This is a genomic window from Nocardioides psychrotolerans (genome assembly GCF_900113685.1).
GTDB classification, from domain to species: domain Bacteria; phylum Actinomycetota; class Actinomycetes; order Propionibacteriales; family Nocardioidaceae; genus Nocardioides; species Nocardioides psychrotolerans.
Window position 1 is genome coordinate 236,606 of record NZ_FOQG01000004.1, and the last position, 20,281, is coordinate 256,886.

Below are 20,281 nucleotides of genomic sequence, written 5' to 3' on the forward strand. Positions count from 1 at the left end.
TCAAAGAAGATCGGGAAGGGCATACCCCCCGGGGTGTGACGGACGCTACAGTTCTGCAACTTGTTCTAGTTTTGGCCGTCCCGCCCAGGAGTTCGCATGCCCGGCTTCAACCTCTCGACCGTCTTCGACACCGTCGCCCGTGCCGTCCCGGACCAGGAGGTGCTGGTCTGGCGTGACCGGCGCTTCACCTACGCCGGGATCAATGCGCGGATGGACGGCGTCGCCCACTTCCTGGTCTCGCAAGGCCTCGGCTGCCACACCGAGCGTGGCGCGCTGGCCGGCCACGAGTCCGGCCAGCACCACCTCGGGATCTACCTGCGCAACGGCAACGAGTACCTCGAGGCGCTGGTGGGCGCCTGGCGCGCCCGCGTGGCGCCGTACAACATCAACTACCGCTACGTGGAGGAGGAGCTGCACTACCTCCTCGAGGACGCCTCGACCGACGCGCTGCTCTACCACGCCGAGTTCGCCCCCCAGGTGGCTGCGTTGCGCGAGCACCTGCCCGGGTTGAAGGTGCTGATCCAGGTCGAGGACGAGAGCGGCAACGAGCTGCTGCCCGGTGCCGTGGCCTACGAGTCGATCGTGACCACCCCGGCCCCCGAGCAGGCCATGCCCGTGCCCGACGGCGACGACCTGTTCGTCATGTACACCGGCGGCACCACGGGGATGCCCAAGGGCGTCGTATGGCGCCAGGACGACGTGTTCATCTCCGCCATGGGTGGCCTGCCCTTCGGCACGACGACGCCCTACTCGTCGTACGACGAGATCGCCAAGGCCGCGACCGACGCCAATGGCGGCGTCACCCTGCTGATGCTGCCGCCGTTCATGCACGGGGCGGCGCAGTGGTCGGCCTTCCACATGATCACCACCGGCGGCAAGATCGTGATCCCCGACAACGTGCACCGCATGGACCCGGTCGACGCGCTGGAGACGGCGATCCGCGAGAAGTGCCTGAGCATCCCGGTCGTCGGTGACGCGGTCGCGCGGCCGCTGGTGGAGGAGCTCGAGCGCGGCGACTACGACATGTCCGGGGTGGCGGCCTTCAGCAACGGCGGGGCGCCGATGTCGCCGACCATCCGCACGCGCCTGCTCGAGGCGCTGCCGCACATCATGCTGCTCGACGCGGTGGGCTCCTCGGAGACCGGCATCCAGATGAACCACTACTCCGCCAAGGGCGCGGAGGCCGACACCGCGATCTTCAACCCACAGAGCGACACGACCGTCGTCAGCGCCGACCTCACGCGGCGCTCCGAGCCCGGCGAGAAGGGCGGCTGGCTGGCCCGCCGCGGTCGGATCCCGCTGGGCTACCTCGGCGATGCCGACAAGACGGCCCGCACGTTCCCCGAGATCGAGGGCATCCGCTGGTCGGTGCCCGGTGACCGCGCCAACCTGCTCGAGGACGGGCGCGTGCACCTGCTCGGCCGTGACGGCGTCACCGTCAACTCCGGCGGCGAGAAGATCTTCGTCGAAGAGGTCGAGCGCGCGGTCGCCGCCCACCCGGCCGTCCGCGACGTCGTGTGCGTCGGTCGGCCCTCCGAGCGTTGGGGCAGCGAGGTCGTCGCGGTCGTCCAGGTCGCCGACGGTGTCGAGGTCACCGACGAGGAGATCCTCGCCGAGGCCGCCATCCACGTCGCCCGCTACAAGGTCCCCAAGGCCATCGTGCGCGTCGGCGAGATGGAGCGTTCCCCCTCCGGCAAGGCCGACTACCGCTGGGCCAAGGAGCAGGTCGCGGAGTGACTTCGTCGTGGAGTGACTTCAGCGGCCGAAGCGCATCCGGAAGTCCTCGGCGACCACGCTGGTCAGCGGGCGGCCGGCGCGGAGCCAGGCGAGGGGGCCGTCGGGGGACAGGTCCCAGTGGGCGGCGGCCGGCCGAAGCCGTCCCGAGGCCCGGATCGGGTTGGCGACGGTGCGCTCGCCCAGCGTCTGCACGACGCTGCCGCGCAGCGGGAACGGGAGCGGCACGCCGGGCACGCGCCGTGGCGTGAACGACGCGCTGGCGATCGGCCCGCCCTCGGTCCCAGCGGCGAGACCGTCGAAGCTCGCCAGGTCCTTGGGGATGCCCCACAGGCCACGGCCGCCGAGCATCGAGGTCTCGCTGTCGACCCAGATGTCGGTGATCGACAGGCCGACCCGGCGCCCGTGGCGCACGACGACAGCGGCGAGAAGCTCGTCGTAGGACATCAGCCCGGCCGCGGAGTAGGCGACGAACGCGGTCGACACGATGGCGCGACCCCGCACCGTCACCGGCGTTGCACTGAACGGGAGCGCCGGGAGCGCCGAGGTGGGGACCGCCCAGGTCGTCAGGTGGCCGGTGCCCGCGAGGTCCCACGGCTCCGGGGGGTAGGGCGTGCTCACGAGATCACCTCGAGCTCGTCCCAGTCGACCGTCGCTGTGCGCTGCTGGTACTCCGCGACCTGGCCTGGCCAGTTGGTCGTGATGCGCGGTCCGTCGACGTACCAGCTCGAGCAGCCGGCCCACGCGCTCGTGGAGAGCCGCGACTGCATCTCGGTGTCGTAGGCCTGCGCCACCTCCCGTCGTACGACGACCGCCCGCGCGTCGCCGTCGGCGATCCGGCGAGCGACCTGGGCGATGTAGGCAGCCTGGGCCTCGAGCATGTTGATGATCGAGCTGCCGCCGAGGTTGGTGTTGGGCCCGTAGACGCAGAACAGGTTCGGGAAGTCGGGGACCGCGAGCCCGAGGTGGGCGCGGGCGCCGTCGGCCCAGCGCTCGTGCAGATCCGCGCCGCCGACGCCGGTCACGGTCATGGGGGCGAGGAAGTCGGTGGCGGCGAAGCCGGTGCCCCAGATCAGCACGTCGGCCTCGTGGAGCACGCCGTCGGAGGTGCGCACGCCGGTGGGCTCGACCGCGGTCACCTTCTCGGTGACGACGTCGACGTGGTCGCGGGCGAGCGCGGGGTACCAGTGGTTGGAGAAGAGCAGTCGCTTGCAGCCGAGCTCGTAGTCGGGCACCAGCCTGGCCCGCAGCCCGGCATCTCGGACCTGAGCCCGCAGCCCGAGACGCCACACCGACCTGAGGGCGGCCATCAGCGGCTTGGTGGCGGGGGAGTCGCCGGCGAGAGCGCCGTTGAAGACCTCGGTCAGCCAGAACCACGAGCGTCGCTCGGTGGCGAGCAGCGCCGGGAAGCGCTCGAACGCGCGGTGGTGCCGGGGGCGGTAGGCCTGGTCCGGCTTGGGGATCACGTAGGGCGCCGAGCGCTGGAAGACCGTCATCGCGCTGACCCGGTCGACGATGCCGGGGACGAACTGGATCGCGCTCGCACCGGTGCCGACCACGGCGACGCGCTTGCCGGTGAGGTCGACGTCGTGGCGCCACTCGGCGGAGTGGAAGGCCGGGCCGTCGAAGGTGTCGGTGCCGGGCAGGTCCGGGATGACCGGGTTGGAGAGCTGACCGACGGCGGAGACCACGAGGTCTGCGGTCCAGGACTCGCCGCCCGCGGCGGCGACGTGCCAGGTGAGGGCCTGCTCGTCGTAGGTCACGCTCGTGACCTCGACGCCGGTGCGGACCAGGTCGAGGAGCCCCTCACGGGCAGCGGTCTCCTGGATGTAGCCGAGGATCTCGGGCTGCTCGGAGTAGCGCCGGCCCCAGCCGGGGTTGGTGGCCCAGGACCAGGAGTAGAGCGGCGACGGCACGTCGCAGGCGGCGCCCGGGTAGGTGTTGTCGCGCCACACCCCACCGACGCTGCCCGCTCGCTCCAGGACGGTGACGTCGGTGATGCCCTGCTGGAGGAGGGCGCGGGCGGCGCCGAGGCCGCCGAAGCCGGCTCCGATGATGACGACACGTTTGCTCATGGCTCTGAAACTAGGGCTCGCGCAGGGTGTTGCGGGACCCGTGGGCAGTGATCTGATTGATAATTCCGGACATGACGACCGATGGGTCAGCGCTGCCCGCACCAGCAGCCGAGGACTGGGGCTTCCCCCGCTCGTCGGCGGGCACCGCCCTGCTCGTGGAGTACGCCGGGGCGCGCGGCGTCGGCGCCGCCCGCGCACTCGTCGGCACGGGCCTCACCTCCGGGTCGCTCACGGCGCTGGTGAGGAGCGGCGGCGAGGTCACCGCCGCCCAGGAGCTGCGTGTGGTGCGCACCCTCCATCGGCTCCTCGGCGAGGTCGGGCCCGAGGTGGGGCAGCGCTATGACGCCTCGACGTTCGGCGCGTTCGGCTACGCCATGCTGTCCAGCCGCACCGTGCTCGACGCCATCAGCGTGGCGCTCCGGCTGATCGACCTCAGCTTCGCCTTCGCGATCCCTCGCGCGTCGCTGGTGGGGGACGAGGTCCACGTCAGCGTCGACGGCGGCGGGCTCCCCCCCGACGTACGACGTCTGCTGGTGGAGCGCGACGCCACCGCGATCGTGTCCGTGCTGGAGGCGCTCGTGCCAGGAGGTGTGGGGGCGCGGCTGACCTGGATGCCGGACGCGGCCACCGTCGTGTTCGGTGTCGACCAGCTCGAGCGTCCGCTGCCGCAGCGCAGCGCCGAGCGGCTCGCCCTCGCCGAGCGGATGTGTACCGAGGTCGTCGACGCGCGCCGGGTCCGCCGTGGGTTGGCGCAGGACGTGCGGGTGCTGATCACCCAGCGGTTGACCGACGGGGCGCCGATGCGCGAGGTCGCCGCGGCGCTGGCCATGGGGGAGCGCACGCTGAGGCGGCGGTTGCTCGAGGAGGGCGTCGGCTACCAGGAGCTGCTCGACGAGGTCCGGTCCTCGCTGGCGATGGCGCTGCTCGACGGTCGGGTCACGATGCCGGTGGCGGAGGTCGCTCGCCGGCTGGGCTATGCCGAGTCTGCCAGCTTCATCCGGGCCTTTCACCGCTGGACGGGGCGGACACCGACCGAGGTGTCGCGTGCCTGACCGCCGCAGGACACCTGCTCGTCACCTCTCTGGTCCATCCGGTTCACCGGGCGCTGGTCGGCTGCGGCCATGACCCAGACGCCCTCGCGCCCGCTGCTGTCACTGACGCCGGTGACGCCCACGACCACGAACCGTCACGGCTCGCGCAGCCGCATGACCTGCTTCTTCCGGTGCGGCAACGCCTGCGACCACGCCGAGCCCAACCGCACCGACAACGGTCACATCCAGGACGAGATCACGAAGGCGGTCCAGCGCCGCTCGGTGCTCAAGGGTGCCGCTGTCGGCACCGGAGCCTTCGTGGTCGGGACGGGCGCGGCCTCCGGTGGCCTGTCGGCCGCCGCCGTGCAGCCCGCCCGGGCCACGTCCGGCGACCTGGCGACGTCCCCTTTCAAGGCGGTCGCGCCCAACAAGCGCGACGCGGTGACGGTGGCCGAGGGCTTCACGACCTCGGTCGTGATGCGCTGGGGCGACCGGGTCGTCGCCGGCGCTCCTGCGTTCGACGCCGCGAAGCAGACCCCCGAGGCGGCGCGCCAGCAGTTCGGCTACAACTGCGACTACGTCGGCGTGCTGCCGACCGGTCGCGACGAGGCCGTCATGGTGGTCAACCACGAGTACACCGACGAGAACCTGATGTTTCCCGCCGACACCTACACGCCGGCCCAGATCAAGGCGATCGCGATGAGCAACCACGGCATGTCGGTGGTCGAGATCCGGCGCGGGGTCGTCCCCGGCGACTGGCGTGCGGAGACCAACCTGCGCAAGGCCAAGCTCAACCGTCGGCTGCACATCGAGACCGAGTTCAAGATCGTCGGCCCCGCCGCCGGCGACGAGCGGCTCATGACGATCGACGACCCCTCGGGTCGCAGCGCGCGCGGCACGCTCAACAACTGCGCCGGCGGCTCGACCCCCTGGGGCACGGTGCTCTCGGGCGAGGAGAACTTCAACCAGTACTTCGACAAGTCCGGCGCCCTCGACGCGCGCTACACCGCGCAGTACGCCCGCTACGGCATCACCGGCACGGGCAAGGGCTGGAGCGAGGTCGACTCCCGCTTCGACCTCACCCTCGACCCGCACGAGCCGCACCGCTTCGGCTGGATCGTGGAGGTCGACCCGATGTCGCCGACCTCCACGCCTCGCAAGCACACGATGCTCGGCCGCTTCAAGCACGAGGGCGCCAACATCGTGATCGCCAAGAACGGCAAGGCCGTCGCCTACATGGGTGACGACGAGCGCGGTGACTACATCTACCGCTTCGTCTCGGCCGAGAAGTTCGACCCGGCCCGCACGGCCAAGGCGCGCCGCCACAACCTGACACTCCTCACGAAGGGCACGCTGTCGGTCGCGAAGTTCAGCGGCGACGGCTCCGAGGACGGCGAGTACGACGGCACCGGCCAGTGGCTCCCGCTCTGCACCGACACCACCTCGTACGTCGAGGGCATGTCGGTCGCCGACGTCCTCATCTTCACGCGTCTGGCCGCGGACAAGGTCGGCCCCACCAAGATGGACCGCCCCGAGGACGTCGAGCCCAACCTGGTCAACGGCAAGGTCTACGCCGCGCTGACCAACAACTCCAACCGCGGCAAGCCCGAGCTCCCGGTCGACGAGGCCAACCCGCTCGCGTCGTCGATGGTGCGCGCGTCCCCCGGTGCACCGCTCACCTCCGCATCCGGCAACCGCAACGGCTACGTGCTGGAGATGACGCCGGTCGGTGGCCACGCGGCCAGCCGCTTCACCTGGGACCTGCTGCTCGTGTGCGGGGACCCGGCCGCGGCCGAGACCTACTTCGGCGGCGTGGACAAGGCGACGGTGAGCCCCATCAGCTGCCCCGACAACGTCACCTTCGACAACGAGGGCCAGCTGTGGATCTCGACCGACGGCAACGTCCTCGGGTCCAACGACGGCATCTTCCGCGTGCCCACCCAGGGCCCGCTGCGTGGGCAGGTCCGCCAGTTTGTCACGATGCCCCGCGGAGCCGAGGCGTGCGGCCCGCTCATCTACGACAAGAACCGCTCGCTGTTCTTCGCCGTCCAGCACCCCGGTGAGATCGACGGCGCGACCTTCGAGAACCAGGCCAGCACGTGGCCGCACACCGACGACTTCCCGCGTCCGTCGGTCGTGGTGGCCTACCGCCGGCGCTGAGTCGGCGGGCCGGCCGGCTCACACCACCTCGCGCAACCGCCCGACCGGGTGCGTGGCCACGTCACCGACCAGGCTGCGCACCTGGTCGGTGACGGACCTGGGGTGACCTCCGTCAGGTGATCGTCATGCCGCCGTCGACGGGCAGCGTCTGGCCGGTGATGTAGCCGGCTGCGTCGGAGGCGAGGAAGACCACGGTGGCGGCGAGCTCGGCCGGGTCGCCCTTGCGACCTGCGGGGATGCGGGGGCCTTGGGACTCCAGGTAGCCCTCGGGGTAGCTGTCGGTCATCTCCGAGGTGAAGAAGCCTGGGGCGATCGCGTTGACCCGGATGCCCTTGCGCCCGGTCCACTGCTGGGCCAGGTCACGGGTCAGGCCGATGAGGCCCGCCTTCGACGCGGCGTACGCCGCCTGAGGCAGCCCGGCGGTGGTGATGCCGAGGACCGAGGAGATGTTGATGATGGAGGAGCCTGGCTGCATGACGCGCCCGCACTCCTGCGCCATCCAGTAGCAACCGTTGAGGTTGACGTCGATGACTCCGCGGAACTGCTCGGGCGTCTCGCGCGTGGCGGGCACGGCGGTGCCGATGCCGGCGTTGTTGACCAGGATGTCGACCCTGCCGAACTCCTCCATCGCCAGGGCGACCAGGTTGGCGCACGAGGCGGGGTCGGCGACATCGGTGCCGACCGTCAGCGCGCGGCGCCCGGCGGCTTCCACGAGGGCGGCGGTGTCGGCCATCTTCTCCACGCGGCGCGCGCCCAGCGCCAGGTCCGCGCCGGCCTCGGCCAGGCCCTGGGCGAAGGCGACGCCGAGCCCGCTCGAAGCGCCGGTGACGATGGCCACCTTGTCATCCAGTCGGAACATGTCAGTCACAGTCATGGGCCGACCCTAGCCAGGAGGGAGATCGTCCGCGGCGAGCAGTGTCTGCTTGAAGTCGGTGTTGAGCCTCTTGCCGAGCTTTGAGCGCGGCAGGTCGGGCCAGACCTCGCCCTGCTTCGGCGTCTTGACGGTGCCCAGCCGGGTCCTTGACCGACACCATCAGCTCGGCGGTGCAGAACTCCACGCCCTGACACCCTGCCCGCCTAGACTGGGGGTCCGAGCACTGGAGGAGGGCCGCGTGGCAACGACGACACGGACCCGCCGGAGCCCGGCAGACAATCACGACGAGCGCCGCAGACAGCTCGCTGAGTCGGCGTTGCGGACGCTGGGGGAGCGCGGCTACGCCCGCACCAGCCTGCGCGAGATCGCGACCAACTCCCAGTTCAGCCACGGCGTCGTGCACTACTACTTCCACGACAAGCTCGAGCTGATCATCTACTGCGTCCGCTACTACAAGGCCCAGTGCGTGACCCGCTACGACGCCGTGGTGGCCGACTCGACCACCGCCGAGGAGCTGCTCGACTCCTTCGGTGCCAAGCTCGTCGAGACGTTGCGCGAGGAGGCTCCGATGCACCGCCTCTGGTACGACATGCGCACGCAGAGCATGTTCGAGGAGTCGCTGCGCGAGTCGGTCACGATGATCGACGCCGCGCTCGAGGAGATGATCTGGCGCGTGGTCTCGCGCTATTCCGAGCTGGCCGGACGCCCGACCGCCATGCCGTCGGGTGCGGCGTACGGCGTCCTGGACGGGCTGTTCCAGCAGGCGCTGCTCGGCCACCTCAACGACGACCCGGCCGCGCTGGACGTGATCGCGGCCCAGGTCCACGAGCTGATGCCCCTCATGCTGGCGCCTGCGCCGGCCTGAAGGTCCGCTATCCTGGGCCCATGAGCTGGACCCTTCTTCTTATCTAGCCGCGTCGACACGCACACGTCGCCGCGGCTGCCCCTCGTGCTCGAGGGGCTTTTTTGTGCTCCGATGAGGTCCGACCAGAGCCGAGAGAGAAGACGATGACCCAGCGAACGACGGATGCGCGAGAAGAGCCCGCCACCTATGACGTCGCCGCCACCGAGCAGAAGTGGCAGCCGGTCTGGGAGAAGCTCGACCCCTTCCGCGCCGACGACTCCTCGCCGCGCGAGAAGCGCTACGCGCTGACGATGTTCCCCTACCCCAGCGGCGACCTGCACATGGGTCACGCCGAGGTCACCGCACTGCACGACGTGATCGCGCGCTACTGGTGGCAGAAGGGCTACGAGGTCCTCAACCCGATGGGCTGGGACTCGTTCGGGCTGCCCGCCGAGAACGCCGCGATCCGCAACGACGCGCACCCGGCCGACTACACCTACGGCAACATCGCGACGCAGCTGGAGTCCTTCCAGAAATACGCCGTGAGCTTCGACTGGTCGCGCCGGTTCAACACCTCGGACCCCTCCTACTACCGCTGGACCCAGTGGCTGTTCCTGAAGCTGCGCGAGCAGGGGTTGGCCTATCGCAAGAACTCCCCGGTCAACTGGTGCCCCCACGACCAGACCGTGCTGGCCAACGAGCAGGTCGTCGACGGTGCCTGCGAGCGCTGCGGCGCCGAGGTCACCAAGCGCGAGCTGACCCAGTGGTACTTCCGCACGACGGCCTATGCCCAGGAGCTGCTGGACTGCCTGGACGACCTGCAACCGACCTGGCCGGCGAAGGTGATCAACGCGCAGCGCAACTGGATCGGTCGCTCCGAGGGCGCCCACGTCGACTTCGTCGTCGAAGGCCGTCCTGAGCCGCTGACGGTCTACACCACGCGCCCCGACACCCTGTTCGGTGCGACGTTCATGGTGGTGGCGGCCGACGCAGCGCTGGCCGGCGAGCTGGTGACCGACGAGCACCGTGGGGCGCTGGACGACTACCTGGTCGAGGTCCGCAAGGAGACCGAGATCAACCGGCTGTCGACCGACCGCCCCAAGACCGGTGTCTTCCTGGGCGTGCACGCCGTCAACCCGCTGACCGGCGCGCGGATCCCGGTCTACGCAGCCGACTACGTCCTGGCCGACTACGGCACCGGCGCGATCATGGCCGTCCCGGCGCAGGACCAGCGTGACTGGGACTTCGCCACGGCCTTCGACCTGCCGATCGTGCGCACTGTCCAGCCGCCCGCCGACTGGGAGGGCCTCGACACCATGGCCTTCACCGGTGACGGCCCGGCGATCAACTCCGCCAACGACGAGATCGACCTGTCGGGGATGGGCGTCGTCGAGGCGAAGTCGACGACGATCGCCTACCTGGAGGCCAAGAGCCTGGGCCGCGGCACGGTCAACTTCCGGCTGCGTGACTGGCTGCTCTCGCGCCAGCGCTACTGGGGCGCCCCGATCCCGATCATCCACTGCCCCGTCGACGGCGAGGTCCCCGTGCCCGAGGACCAGCTGCCCGTCGAGCTGCCCGAGCTGCGCGGCGCCGACCTGAAGCCCAAGGGCACCTCGCCGCTGGGGGCGGCCACCGACTGGCTCAACGTCGCGTGCCCGACCTGCGGCGGCCCGGCAACTCGCGACACCGACACGATGGACACCTTCGTGGACTCGTCGTGGTACTTCTTCCGCTACGTCTCCCCGCACGACGACAGCCAGGCCTTCGACCCCGAGAAGGCCAGGGCGTGGGGGCCGATCGACCTCTACGTCGGCGGCGACGAGCACGCCGTCCTGCACCTGCTCTACGCGCGCTTCTTCACCAAGGCGCTGCGTGACATCGGCCTGGTCGACTGGGACGAGCCGTTCACGTCCTACCTGTCCCAGGGCAAGGTCATCAACAACGGCCGCAAGATGAGCAAGTCGCTGGGCAACGGCATCAACCTGGGCGACCAGCTGGCGGAGTTCGGGGTCGACGCGGTGCGCCTGACACTGGTCTTCGCGAGCCCGCCCGAGGACAACATCGACTGGGCCGACGTGTCGCCCGGCGGCTCGTTGCGGTTCCTGCAGCGGGCCTGGCGGCTGAGTGGTGACGTCACCAGCGAGCCGGGTGCCGACCCGGCGACCGGTGACACCGGCTTGCGCAAGCTGACCCACAAGACGGTGCACGAGGCCGAGGTGCTGATCGAGAAGCACCGGTTCAACGTGATGGTCGCTCGCACGATGGAGCTGGTGAACGCCACCCGCAAGGCCATCGACTCGGGCAGCGGCGGGGCTGACCCCGCGGTCCGCGAGGCCGCGGAGACGGTGGCGATCCTGCTGTCCCTGGTGGCGCCGTACACCGCGGAGGAGATGTGGGAGCGGCTGGGCCACCGGCCGACCGTCGCCCGGGTGGGCTGGCCGGTCGTGGATCCCGCGCTGCTGGTCGAGGAGTCGGTCACGGCCGTCGTGCAGGTCCAGGGCAAGGTCAGGGCGCGCCTGGAGGTGGCCCCCGACATCACCGAGGGTGACCTGGAGGCGCTGGCGATGGACGACCCCACGGTGGTGGCGGCGATCGACGGACGCGAGGTGCGCAAGGTCGTCGTACGCGCACCCAAGCTCGTCAACATCGTGGTCTGACCGCGACCGGTGCGGCGCTCGCCACTACTCTCTGCCACATGTCGGTCGTCGTCGTCACTGACTCGACCGCCAGCCTCCCGCCGGAGGTGGCGGCCGAGCGCGGGATCTTGGTCGTCCCGCTCCAGGTCGTGATCGGTGCCCGCGCCCACGACGAGGGGTCGGCGGAGGCCACGCCGGCGCGAGTCGCGGAGGCCCTGCGCGACTTCCGCCCCGTGAGCACGTCGCGCCCGGCGCCCGCGGCGATGCTGGACGCCTACGAGCGCGCGGCGGCCGCTGGTGCCAAGCAGATCCTCTCGGTGCACCTCTCCGGTGACATGAGCGGCACCTTCGAGTCGGCCCAGCTCGCGGCGCGCGATGCCCCGGTTCGGGTCGTGTGCGTCGACAGTCGCGAGGTCGGGGTCGCGACCGGCTACGCCGCCCTGGCGGCCGCCGACGTCATCGGTCGGGGCGGCTCCGTCGAGGCGGCCGCAGCCGCGGCCCGCGACCGCGCCGACGCCTGCTCGTCGCTGTTCTACGTCGACACGCTGGAGTACCTCCGTCGTGGCGGCCGCATCGGTGCGGCCGCCGCGCTGTTCGGGGGAGCTCTCGCGGTCAAGCCCCTGCTCACGATCGAGGACGGCGTCGTGACGTCGCTGGAGAAGGTCCGGACGACGGGGAAGGCGCTGGCTCGGCTCGAGGAGCTGGCCGTGGTCGCCGCCGGCGATGCCGCTATCGACCTGTGCGTCGCCCACCTCGCCAACCCCGAGCGAGCCGACCTCCTCGCCGACAGGCTCCGGTCCCGCCTCGAGGACAACCTCGACGGCCGCGAGATCTGGTGCGGTGAGCTCGGCGCGGTCCTCGGCGCGCACGTAGGCCCGGGCATGATCGCCGTCTGCGTCGCGCCGCGGCTCTGACCTGACCCGTTCTGACTGCGCCTGCGGGCGTTGGCCTGACCCGTTCTGGTGTGACGGGCAAGGTGACGGCCGGTCGGGGGTGAGCCCGGGGCGATGGGGCGGCGGGACGATCGCCCACAGATCACCGCTCGCCCGGGAGTCGGCTGGTCCGCGTGCCTCCGGTGCGCCAGGTGTCGGCCACATCCAGCCCATGGAGCGGGTTGTCCACAGGCTCGTAGCCGGCCCGAGGGCGCGGGCGCCGATCCTGCCTACGGTCCTTCCATGCGATCTCGACGCTCGAGCCAGGACCACGACGCTGCCGTCGCGCGGCGGCTGGAGCAGCTGCGGGCGGAGCTGGCCGCCACGCGTGGTGGGCAGGAGGGGGCGTCGCCGGAGGCCCTGGCCGTCGTCGAGCCTGCCGCCGGAGGCGAGTGGTGGGACGGGCACACACGCGTGGCAGGCGCGCGCCGACCGTTGGTCGTCGTGCCGCCGTTCAAGGCGCCTCATGAGGAGCCCCGCCGCTCCGAGACGGCCGAGACTGCCGCCGAGCCGCCGTGGGTGCCCGTGCCCGGCAGGCATGCGGCCCGTCGACGACGCCCCGGCCTGGCCGACGCCCTGCCCGACACCCTGAGGGGACGTGTCGGTCTGGGGGTCGCCCAGGTCGCCGTGCTCGCGGTGCTGGTGGCGATCGGGCTGGCCCTGACCACGTGGTGGGTGGTCCGAGGCGACCCCGAGGTGGCGCCCACCACTGCGCCGGTCGTCACGCCCGCGGGCGCCGAGCTCGTGGCGCTGCCCGCGGCGTCCGCGCCCCCCACGGGGGCCGGGACGGCAGGAGCGACGACCGTGACGGTGGACGTCGCCGGCAAAGTACGACGACCCGGGATCGCCGTCCTCGACACCGGGTCGCGGGTGGTCGACGCGCTCGAGGCAGCCGGGGGCGCGCGCCCGGGTGTGGATCTGTCCTGGATCAACCTGGCGCGTCTGCTCGTCGACGGCGAGCAGATCCTGGTCGGGCGGCCCCCGTCCGTGACGACCCCGGCAGTGCCCGGCCTCACGGGAGCCGTTCCTGGGGCGACCGGCCCGCTCGTCAACCTCAACCTGGCCACCCAGGCCGAGCTCGAGACCCTGCCGGAGGTCGGTCCCGTGACCGCCCAGTCGATCCTCGCTTGGCGGGACGAGCACGGCGGCTTCTCGGCCGTGGAGGAGCTGCTCGAGGTCGACGGCATCGGGGACGCGACGTTGGAGCAGATCGCTCCGTTCGTGACCATCTGACGTCGGGCGACAGGTGGTGAGACCCGATGATGACGACCCCGGACGGGCGCCCCGTGACCTGCGGATGCCGCTGCTGGGTGTCGTCGCCTGGCTCGCTGCTCTCGCCTCCCATCTGCTCGGCGCGTGGGTGTGGGTGCTTCTCGGCGCGGTGGCCGCCGTGGCGGCTGCAGCGGCGGCCGGCCCCTCGCGGCGTCGTCACGGGGCCACCGTCGTCGGCCTCGCGCTCGTCGCCGTGGCCGTCGCGGGCTCTGCCGTGCTGCGGCAGCAGGCCATCAGCGACAACCCGGTGGCCGAGCTGGCCAGCGATCGGGCGGCGGTGGTGCTCACCGGCACCGTGGTCTCGGACCCGAGGCCGGTGTCGGGACGCTTCGCCGAGCAGGTGCTGCTGCGTCTCGAGGTCCGTGAGGTCACCGGTCGGGGCGTCACCCACCGGTTGGCCACCCCGGTGCTGGTGATCGGTGGTGAGGCCTGGGCAGCTGCGGCGCTGGGATCGCGGGTGCGCACGTCCGGTCTCCTGGCGCCGGCCGACGGTGGTGACCTCGCCGCCGTGCTGACATCGGCCCGCGATCCGGTCGTCCTGGAGCGCCCCGACGTGTGGTGGCGGGGAGCTGGTGCCGTCCGGGCCTCGATCCGGGCCTCGGTCGCACACCGCCCCGACGACCAACGGGCTCTCGTGCCTGCGCTCGTCGACGGCGACGACGCGGGGCTCGACCCGGCGCTCGCCGACGACTTCCGCACCACCGGGCTGACCCACCTGACGGCCGTCTCGGGCACCAACTTGACCCTGGTCGTCGGCTTCCTGCTGATCCTGGCGCGCTGGTGTCGCGTGCGCGGACGCTGGCTCTACGCCGTTGGGGCGCTGGGCATCCTCGGCTTCGTGCTGCTGGCCCGCACCGAGCCGAGCGTGCTCCGCGCCGCGGTGATGGGCGTGGTCGGGCTGCTGGCAATGGGCTCCAACGGCCAGCAGCGCGCCTTCCGGGCGCTCGGTGTCGCCGTGGTCGTGCTCCTGCTCGTGCAGCCGGGTCTCGCGGTCTCGGTCGGCTTCGCCCTCTCGGTGCTCGCCACGGCCGGCATCGTCGTCCTCGCGCCCGGGTGGCGTGACGCACTGGCACGCTGGCTCCCGCGCTGGGTGGCAGAGGCGGTCTCGGTCCCGGCGGCGGCCCAGCTGGCCTGCACCCCGGTCGTGGCCGCCATCTCGGGGCAGGTCAGCCTGGTCGCGGTCGTCGCCAACCTTGCCGTTGCGCCTGCGGTCGGGCCGGCCACCGTCCTCGGGCTCGCCGGCGGGCTGCTCGGGCTCGCGATCCCGGCCGCCGGCTCCGTCGTGGGGACCGGCGCCGCCTGGTGCGTCGGCTGGATCGTCGCGGTCGCGCGACGCGGCGCCGACCTCCCGGGCGCAGCGCTGGACTGGGAGGCGGGCGTCGGGTCCGTGGCCGGGCTCGGACTGCTCTGCGTCGTCCTGGCCGTGGCTGCGCCCTGGCTCCTGCGCCGACCGCTGGCGGCCGTCGGTCTCGCGATCGTGATGGTGGTGGGGGTGACGGCACGGCTGCCCAGCCCAGGCTGGCCCCCCGCAGGCTGGGTGCTCGTTATGTGCGACGTAGGTCAGGGGGACGCGCTGGTGCTGCGAGCCGGTCCCCGCACCGCGGTCGTGGTCGACGTGGGGCCGGACCCCTCAGCCGTCGACGGGTGCCTCGACGACCTCGGCATCGACGTCGTCCCGTTCGTGGTCCTGACCCACTTCCACGCCGACCACGTCGACGGACTGGGTGGCGCCCTCGACGGTCGCGAGGTCGGGGAGGTGGAGACGTCGCGGATGCTCGACCCGACCTCCGGGGTCGAGGCGGTGCTCAGCACCGCAGCGGCGGCGGGGCTCGCGCCCCTCGTCGCGCCCTACGCCGAGACCCGCGTCGTGGGTGAGGTGGCCCTCCAGGTCCTGTGGCCGCTGCCGGGCTCGCCCACCGAGGGCACCGGCGACGGGAGCCACGCCAACGATGCCAGTGTCGTGCTGCTCGCCGAGGTGCGGGGGGTGCGGATCCTGCTCGCCGGCGACCTCGAGCCGCCGGGTCAGGCGGCCCTGGCCCGGATGCTCCCAGGGCTCGACGTCGACGTGCTCAAGGTGCCCCACCATGGCAGCCGCCACCAGGACCTCGACTTCCTCACGTCCCTGCGGGCGGAGGTGGGACTGGTGTCGGTGGGTGCCGACAACGACTACGGGCACCCGGCGGGGGAGGTCCTCGACGCGCTGGAGCGGACCGGCACCGAGGTTCTCCGCACCGACACCGCGGGCGATCTCGCGGTCGTCGTCGAGGGTGGCGTGGTGGCGGCCGTGGGCCGCTGAGGGAGGACGTCGGGCTGTCGGAGGGGTGTGGGAAGGTTGCCCCATGCGTGCGGGAGACGTCCTCGGTCGGGTCACCCTGGTGACCGGCAAGGAGGAGTTCCTCAACGAGCGCACGATCACCGTGGTGCGTGAGGTGGTCCGCTCCCACGACCCCGAGTCGGAGTTCTCCGAGACCGGCGCGGCCGAGCTGACGCTCGCCACCTTGGGCGAGCTCTCCGCGCCGTCGCTGTTCTCCGCGATCCGGTGCGTGGTGGTGCGCTCCTTCGAGCAGCTGCCCGACGAGTCGGTCGACGGCCTGCTGGGCTACGCCGCCTCGCCCGCCGAGGACGTCGCGCTGGTGCTGGTCCACGGCGGTGGCCCCAAGGGATCCGGAGTGCTGACAAAGCTCCGCAAGCTGGCCACCGTCACCGAGTCCAAGTCGGGCGAGCTCAAGGCTTCGGAGTTCCCCGCGTTCGTCGCCTCCGAGGTGCGTGTCCACGGCTCGACCATCGAGCAGGAGGCCGCGCTGTTCCTCGTCCAGGCCGTCGGACACGACCTGCGCTCGCTCTCGGCCGCGGCCCACCAGCTCACCAACGACTTCCCGGATCAGCAGCTGACGGTCGACCGGGTCAAGCAGTACTTCGGCGGACGGGCCGAGGCCAAGTCCTTCGCGGTTGCCGACGCTGCCTTCTCCGGGCGCCGCACGGCCGCCCTCGAGGAGCTGCGGTGGGCCCTCGACGGCGGCACCCCCGCGGTCCTGGTGACGTCGGCCTTCGCCGGCAGCGCGCGCGGGCTGGCCCGCTACAAGGGCGCCTTGCGTGGGATACGCGAGGCCGACCTGGCCCGCGAGGTGGGCGTCCCCCCGTGGAAGCTGCGCTCGATCCGCGACCAGTCCCGAGGGTGGTCCGACGCCGGGCTGGCGCGGGTGATCCGCGCCGTCGCCAAGGCAGACGCCGACATCAAGGGCGCCGCCAGCGACCCGTCCTACACCCTGGAGCGCCTCGTGCTCACGGTGACCGCACTGCGCGACCAGCGCTGAGGACGCCCCACGACGCACGACGACCCGTCAGAGATTCTCTGACGGGTCGCACGGTGCGCGGCTGCTTGACTAGAGCGTTGCCGACTTCTTGGCGATGGCCGACTTGCGGTTGGCCGCCTGGTTCTTGTGGATGACGCCCTTGGAAACAGCCTTGTCGAGCTTGCGCGCGGCGTCATGGCCGAGGGCCACGGCGTCGGCGGAGCCGGTCTCGGCGGCCTCGCGGAACTTGCGGACGGCGGTCTTCAGGTTGCTCTTCACAGCCTTGTTGCGCTCGTGCGCCTTCTCGTTCTGCTTGTTGCGCTTGATCTGGCTCTTGATGTTGGCCACTGCTACGCCTTCGTCTTGGGGGAATGCTGTCTCAGGTCTGGAGGTTGCGGTCGGCGCAGGCTCCTGCCGGACACGCGACGGGCAAGATTAGCAGCGGGCCGTCCGGCTACCCAAATCGGACGCGATGGCTGCCCAGGACGCTCACTCCCACCCCCGACGCTCGCACAGCCAGTCCCAGACCACCTCGCCCTGCCACCACTGCGCGTCGCGGAGGTGAGGAGAGGTCGGCGGCACCGGCTCGTCGGACTGGCGCATGAAGAAGGCGGCCAGGAGGGCCAGCACGATGTCGACGTGCTCGGCCGGCAGGTCCCGGGTCAGGGTGGCGTTGGCCAGGGCGCTCTCGACGTCGAGCCCGTCGCCGCGCGGACCGATCATCAAGAAGACGGTGTCGAGCCAGGCCGCGCCGACCGCCGGCCAGTTCCAGTCGCACAGGATGGCCGACCCGTCGGGGCCGATGAGGATGTTGTCGTCGCGGACATCGGTGTGGACGACGGTGTCGCCCGCGGTGACCTCCACGAAGCGAGCGGCCAGCGCCGCGGCCTCCTCCTGGTGGGCCAGGCCGGGTCGAGTGGCGCGGACGTGGTCCCAGTGGCCGGGGAAGTCGGCGAACTCGACGGCGAACGGGTCCAGGGTGAGCCCCTCGGGCGGCGGGGTGAGTGCCTGGGCCGCTCGCTCGAGCATCGCGATCGAGGCGTCGAGGTCCGCCTGCGTCCAGGGACGTCGCGGCGCTCGCGCGTCGACGTACTCCAGCCCCAGGACGACCCAGTCCTCGCCGTCGTGGAACCAGCGCAACGGAGCCGCGGGAGCCGTCGCCGGCAGGGCGCTCAGCTTGCGGGCCTCCTCGCGGTAGGAGTCGGCGAACATCCGTTGCGCTTTGGTCGACGCCGCCTTCACGAAGTGCCGCGAACCGTCCTCGCACACCAGCACCGATGCGAAGCCGGGGGTGAAGCCCGCGCCCTGCGAGATGGCCGAGACGACCCGGGAGCCGCAGTGCTGCTCGACCAGGGCGCGGATGTGGGGCGGGAGGAAGGTCCACTCGAGACGGCGGGCGGTCCTGCCGTGGGGGAGGGGTGACTCGATCACGCGGCCCATCCTCCGCCACCGGCCCCGGGCCACGCGAACCGGTTCGCGGGGTGCTCGCTGAGGCAGGGATGTCCGGGGCCGTGTGGGAGAATGAGGCGTCCCCCCGAACACCACCGAGAGTCGTCCGTGCCCCAGAACCTGCCTTCCCCCGGCCAGACCGATCCGGCGATCATCCGCAACTTCTGCATCATCGCGCACATCGACCACGGCAAGTCGACGCTGGCCGACCGGATGCTCCAGCTGACGGGCGTCGTCGACGCCCGCGCGGCCCGTGCTCAATACCTCGACCGCATGGACATCGAGCGCGAGCGGGGCATCACGATCAAGAGCCAGGCGGTCCGCATGCCGTGGAACGTCCCGGTCGGCAACGACCAGGGCGCCGAGCCCGGGGATTACGTGCTCAACATGATCGACACCCCCGGTCACGTCGACTTCACCTACGAGGTCTCGCGCTCCCTCGAGGCCTGCGAGGCAGCCGTGCTGCTGGTCGACGCCGCCCAGGGCATCGAGGCCCAGACGCTGGCCAACCTCTACCTCGCCCTCGGCGCTGACCTCCACGTCATCCCGGTGCTCAACAAGATCGACCTGCCTTCGGCGCAGCCCGAGAAATACGCCGCGGAGCTCGCCGGGATCATCGGGTGCGACCCCGCTGACGTGCTGCAGACCTCGGCCAAGACCGGTCTGGGCGTCGAGGCGCTGCTCAACGAGATCGTCAAGCAGACCCCGGCCCCCGTCGGTGACGCCGATGCCCCGCCGCGCGCGCTGATCTTCGACTCCGTCTACGACACCTACCGCGGCGTCGTCACCTACGTCCGTGTGGTCGACGGCAAGCTCAGCCACCGCGACCGGATCAAGATGATGTCCAACGGCGTCGTGCACGAGATGCTCGAGGTCGGCGTGATCAGCCCCGAGCCCGTGAAGTCTCGCGACCTCGGCGTCGGCGAGGTGGGCTACCTGATCACCGGCGTGAAGGACGTGCGTCAGTCGCGCGTGGGTGACACCGTCACCAGCCAGCACCACGGCGCGACCGAGGCGCTCGGCGGCTACAAGCACCCCAACCCGATGGTCTACTCCGGGCTCTACCCGATCGACGGCGACGACTACCCGACGCTGCGCGACGCCCTCGAGCGTCTGCAGCTCAACGACGCCGCGCTGGCCTACGAGCCCGAGACGTCCGGCGCCCTGGGCTTCGGCTTCCGCTGCGGTTTCCTCGGCCTGCTGCACATGGAGATCGTGCGTGAGCGCCTCGAGCGGGAGTTCAACCTCGACCTCATCTCGACCGCGCCCAACGTGGTCTACGAGGTGGTCATGGAGGACGGCAGCGTCATCGAGGTCACCAACCCCAGCGAATACCCCGAGGGCAAGATCGCCGAGGTCCGTGAGCCCGTCGTGCGCGCCACGATCCTGAGTCCCTCGGACTACATCGGCACGATCATGGAGCTGTGCCAGAACAAGCGCGGCCAGCTGCAGGGCATGGACTACCTCTCCGAGGACCGCGTGGAGATGCGCTACGTCCTGCCCATGGGTGACATCGTCTTCGACTTCTTCGACCAGCTGAAGTCGCGCACCAAGGGCTATGCCTCGCTCGACTACGAGCGCTCCGGTGACCAGGCGGCCGACCTCGTCAAGGTCGACATCCTGCTCCAGGGCGAGCCGGTCGACGCGTTCTCCGCGATCGTCCACAAGGACGCCGCCTACGCCTACGGCGTCATGCTGGCCGGCAAGCTCAAGGAGCTCATCCCGCGCCAGCAGTTCGAGGTGCCGATCCAGGCCGCGATCGGTGCGCGGGTGATCGCCCGCGAGAACATCCGCGCGATCCGTAAGGACGTCCTCGCCAAGTGCTACGGCGGCGACATCACCCGCAAGCGCAAGTTGTTGGAGAAGCAGAAGGAGGGCAAGAAGCGGATGAAGATGGTCGGCCGCGTCGAGGTCCCCCAGGAGGCGTTCATCGCCGCGCTCTCCAACGCCCCGTCGGGCGAGAAGTCCGGCAAGAAGTAGC

15 protein-coding genes are annotated in these 20,281 nt (G+C 71.2%); 10 read left to right on the forward strand and 5 right to left on the reverse strand.

Going from position 1 to position 20,281, the window contains the following annotated elements; all coding sequences use genetic code 11:
* Positions 1-96: 96 nt before the first annotated feature.
* Complete coding sequence (locus BM204_RS07150; RefSeq protein ID WP_091111595.1) at positions 97-1,737, forward strand: acyl-CoA synthetase; 1,641 nt, start codon at positions 97-99, stop codon at positions 1,735-1,737.
* An 18-nt stretch (positions 1,738-1,755) separates the two neighbouring features.
* Here BM204_RS07150 and BM204_RS07155 read toward each other — a convergent pair whose 3' ends face one another.
* Entirely contained in the window at positions 1,756-2,355 is a 600-nt protein-coding gene (locus tag BM204_RS07155; protein WP_091111597.1) for an acetoacetate decarboxylase family protein, read from the reverse strand.
* A complete protein-coding gene (locus tag BM204_RS07160; protein WP_091111598.1) occupies positions 2,352-3,809 on the reverse strand; it encodes a flavin-containing monooxygenase in 1,458 nt (485 codons plus the stop codon). The genes BM204_RS07155 and BM204_RS07160 overlap by 4 nt, the downstream gene beginning before the upstream one ends.
* 71 nt (positions 3,810-3,880) lie before the next feature.
* Here BM204_RS07160 and BM204_RS07165 point away from each other — a divergent pair, with 71 nt between their 5' ends.
* Both BM204_RS07165 and BM204_RS07170 read left to right on the forward strand, forming a co-directional pair.
* On the forward strand, positions 3,881-4,861 hold the full coding sequence (locus BM204_RS07165) for a helix-turn-helix domain-containing protein (protein ID WP_091111600.1): 981 nt from the start codon (positions 3,881-3,883) through the stop codon (positions 4,859-4,861).
* A 69-nt stretch (positions 4,862-4,930) separates the two neighbouring features.
* A complete protein-coding gene (locus tag BM204_RS07170; RefSeq protein ID WP_091111602.1) occupies positions 4,931-7,000 on the forward strand; it encodes a PhoX family protein in 2,070 nt (689 codons plus the stop codon).
* Between the two features lie 112 nt (positions 7,001-7,112).
* Here the strand turns inward: BM204_RS07170 and BM204_RS07175 are convergent, their stop codons facing one another.
* Complete coding sequence (locus BM204_RS07175) at positions 7,113-7,874, reverse strand: SDR family NAD(P)-dependent oxidoreductase (RefSeq protein ID WP_091111604.1); 762 nt, start codon at positions 7,872-7,874, stop codon at positions 7,113-7,115.
* A gap of 238 nt (positions 7,875-8,112) precedes the next feature.
* Between BM204_RS07175 and BM204_RS07180 the strand changes: the two genes are divergently transcribed.
* The 6 genes from BM204_RS07180 (at position 8,113) to holA (ending at position 16,872) form a co-directional block, all read left to right on the forward strand.
* Positions 8,113-8,739 carry a TetR/AcrR family transcriptional regulator gene (locus tag BM204_RS07180; protein ID WP_174813003.1) on the forward strand — a complete coding sequence of 209 codons (627 nt, stop codon included), beginning with the start codon at positions 8,113-8,115 and terminating at the stop codon, positions 8,737-8,739.
* 143 nt (positions 8,740-8,882) lie between these two features.
* Complete coding sequence (leuS, locus tag BM204_RS07185; RefSeq protein ID WP_091111605.1) at positions 8,883-11,375, forward strand: leucine--tRNA ligase; 2,493 nt, start codon at positions 8,883-8,885, stop codon at positions 11,373-11,375.
* 38 nt (positions 11,376-11,413) lie between these two features.
* Positions 11,414-12,268: a DegV family protein gene (locus BM204_RS07190; RefSeq protein ID WP_091111607.1), complete on the forward strand. Its 855-nt coding sequence runs from the start codon at positions 11,414-11,416 to the stop codon at positions 12,266-12,268.
* A gap of 261 nt (positions 12,269-12,529) precedes the next feature.
* Positions 12,530-13,519 (forward strand): ComEA family DNA-binding protein, encoded by a 990-nt coding sequence (locus BM204_RS22950; protein WP_218031181.1) that lies wholly within the window; start codon positions 12,530-12,532, stop codon positions 13,517-13,519.
* A 16-nt stretch (positions 13,520-13,535) separates the two neighbouring features.
* Positions 13,536-15,854, forward strand: coding sequence for a ComEC/Rec2 family competence protein (locus BM204_RS07200; protein WP_246166184.1), 2,319 nt, complete (start codon positions 13,536-13,538; stop codon positions 15,852-15,854).
* Positions 15,855-15,897: 43 nt separating this feature from the next.
* Positions 15,898-16,872 carry a DNA polymerase III subunit delta gene (gene holA / locus BM204_RS07205; RefSeq protein WP_091111610.1) on the forward strand — a complete coding sequence of 325 codons (975 nt, stop codon included), beginning with the start codon at positions 15,898-15,900 and terminating at the stop codon, positions 16,870-16,872.
* A gap of 69 nt (positions 16,873-16,941) precedes the next feature.
* Here holA and rpsT read toward each other — a convergent pair whose 3' ends face one another.
* Positions 16,942-17,199, reverse strand: a complete 258-nt coding sequence (gene rpsT / locus BM204_RS07210; RefSeq protein ID WP_091111612.1) for a 30S ribosomal protein S20 — start codon at positions 17,197-17,199, stop codon at positions 16,942-16,944.
* A gap of 141 nt (positions 17,200-17,340) precedes the next feature.
* The gene (locus BM204_RS07215) at positions 17,341-18,282 is read right to left on the reverse strand and encodes a phosphotransferase family protein (protein WP_246166181.1); all 942 of its coding nucleotides are present in this window, start codon (positions 18,280-18,282) and stop codon (positions 17,341-17,343) included.
* Between the two features lie 90 nt (positions 18,283-18,372).
* Here BM204_RS07215 and lepA point away from each other — a divergent pair, with 90 nt between their 5' ends.
* Positions 18,373-20,280: a translation elongation factor 4 gene (gene lepA, locus BM204_RS07220; protein ID WP_091111615.1), complete on the forward strand. Its 1,908-nt coding sequence runs from the start codon at positions 18,373-18,375 to the stop codon at positions 20,278-20,280.
* Position 20,281 lies beyond the last annotated feature (1 nt).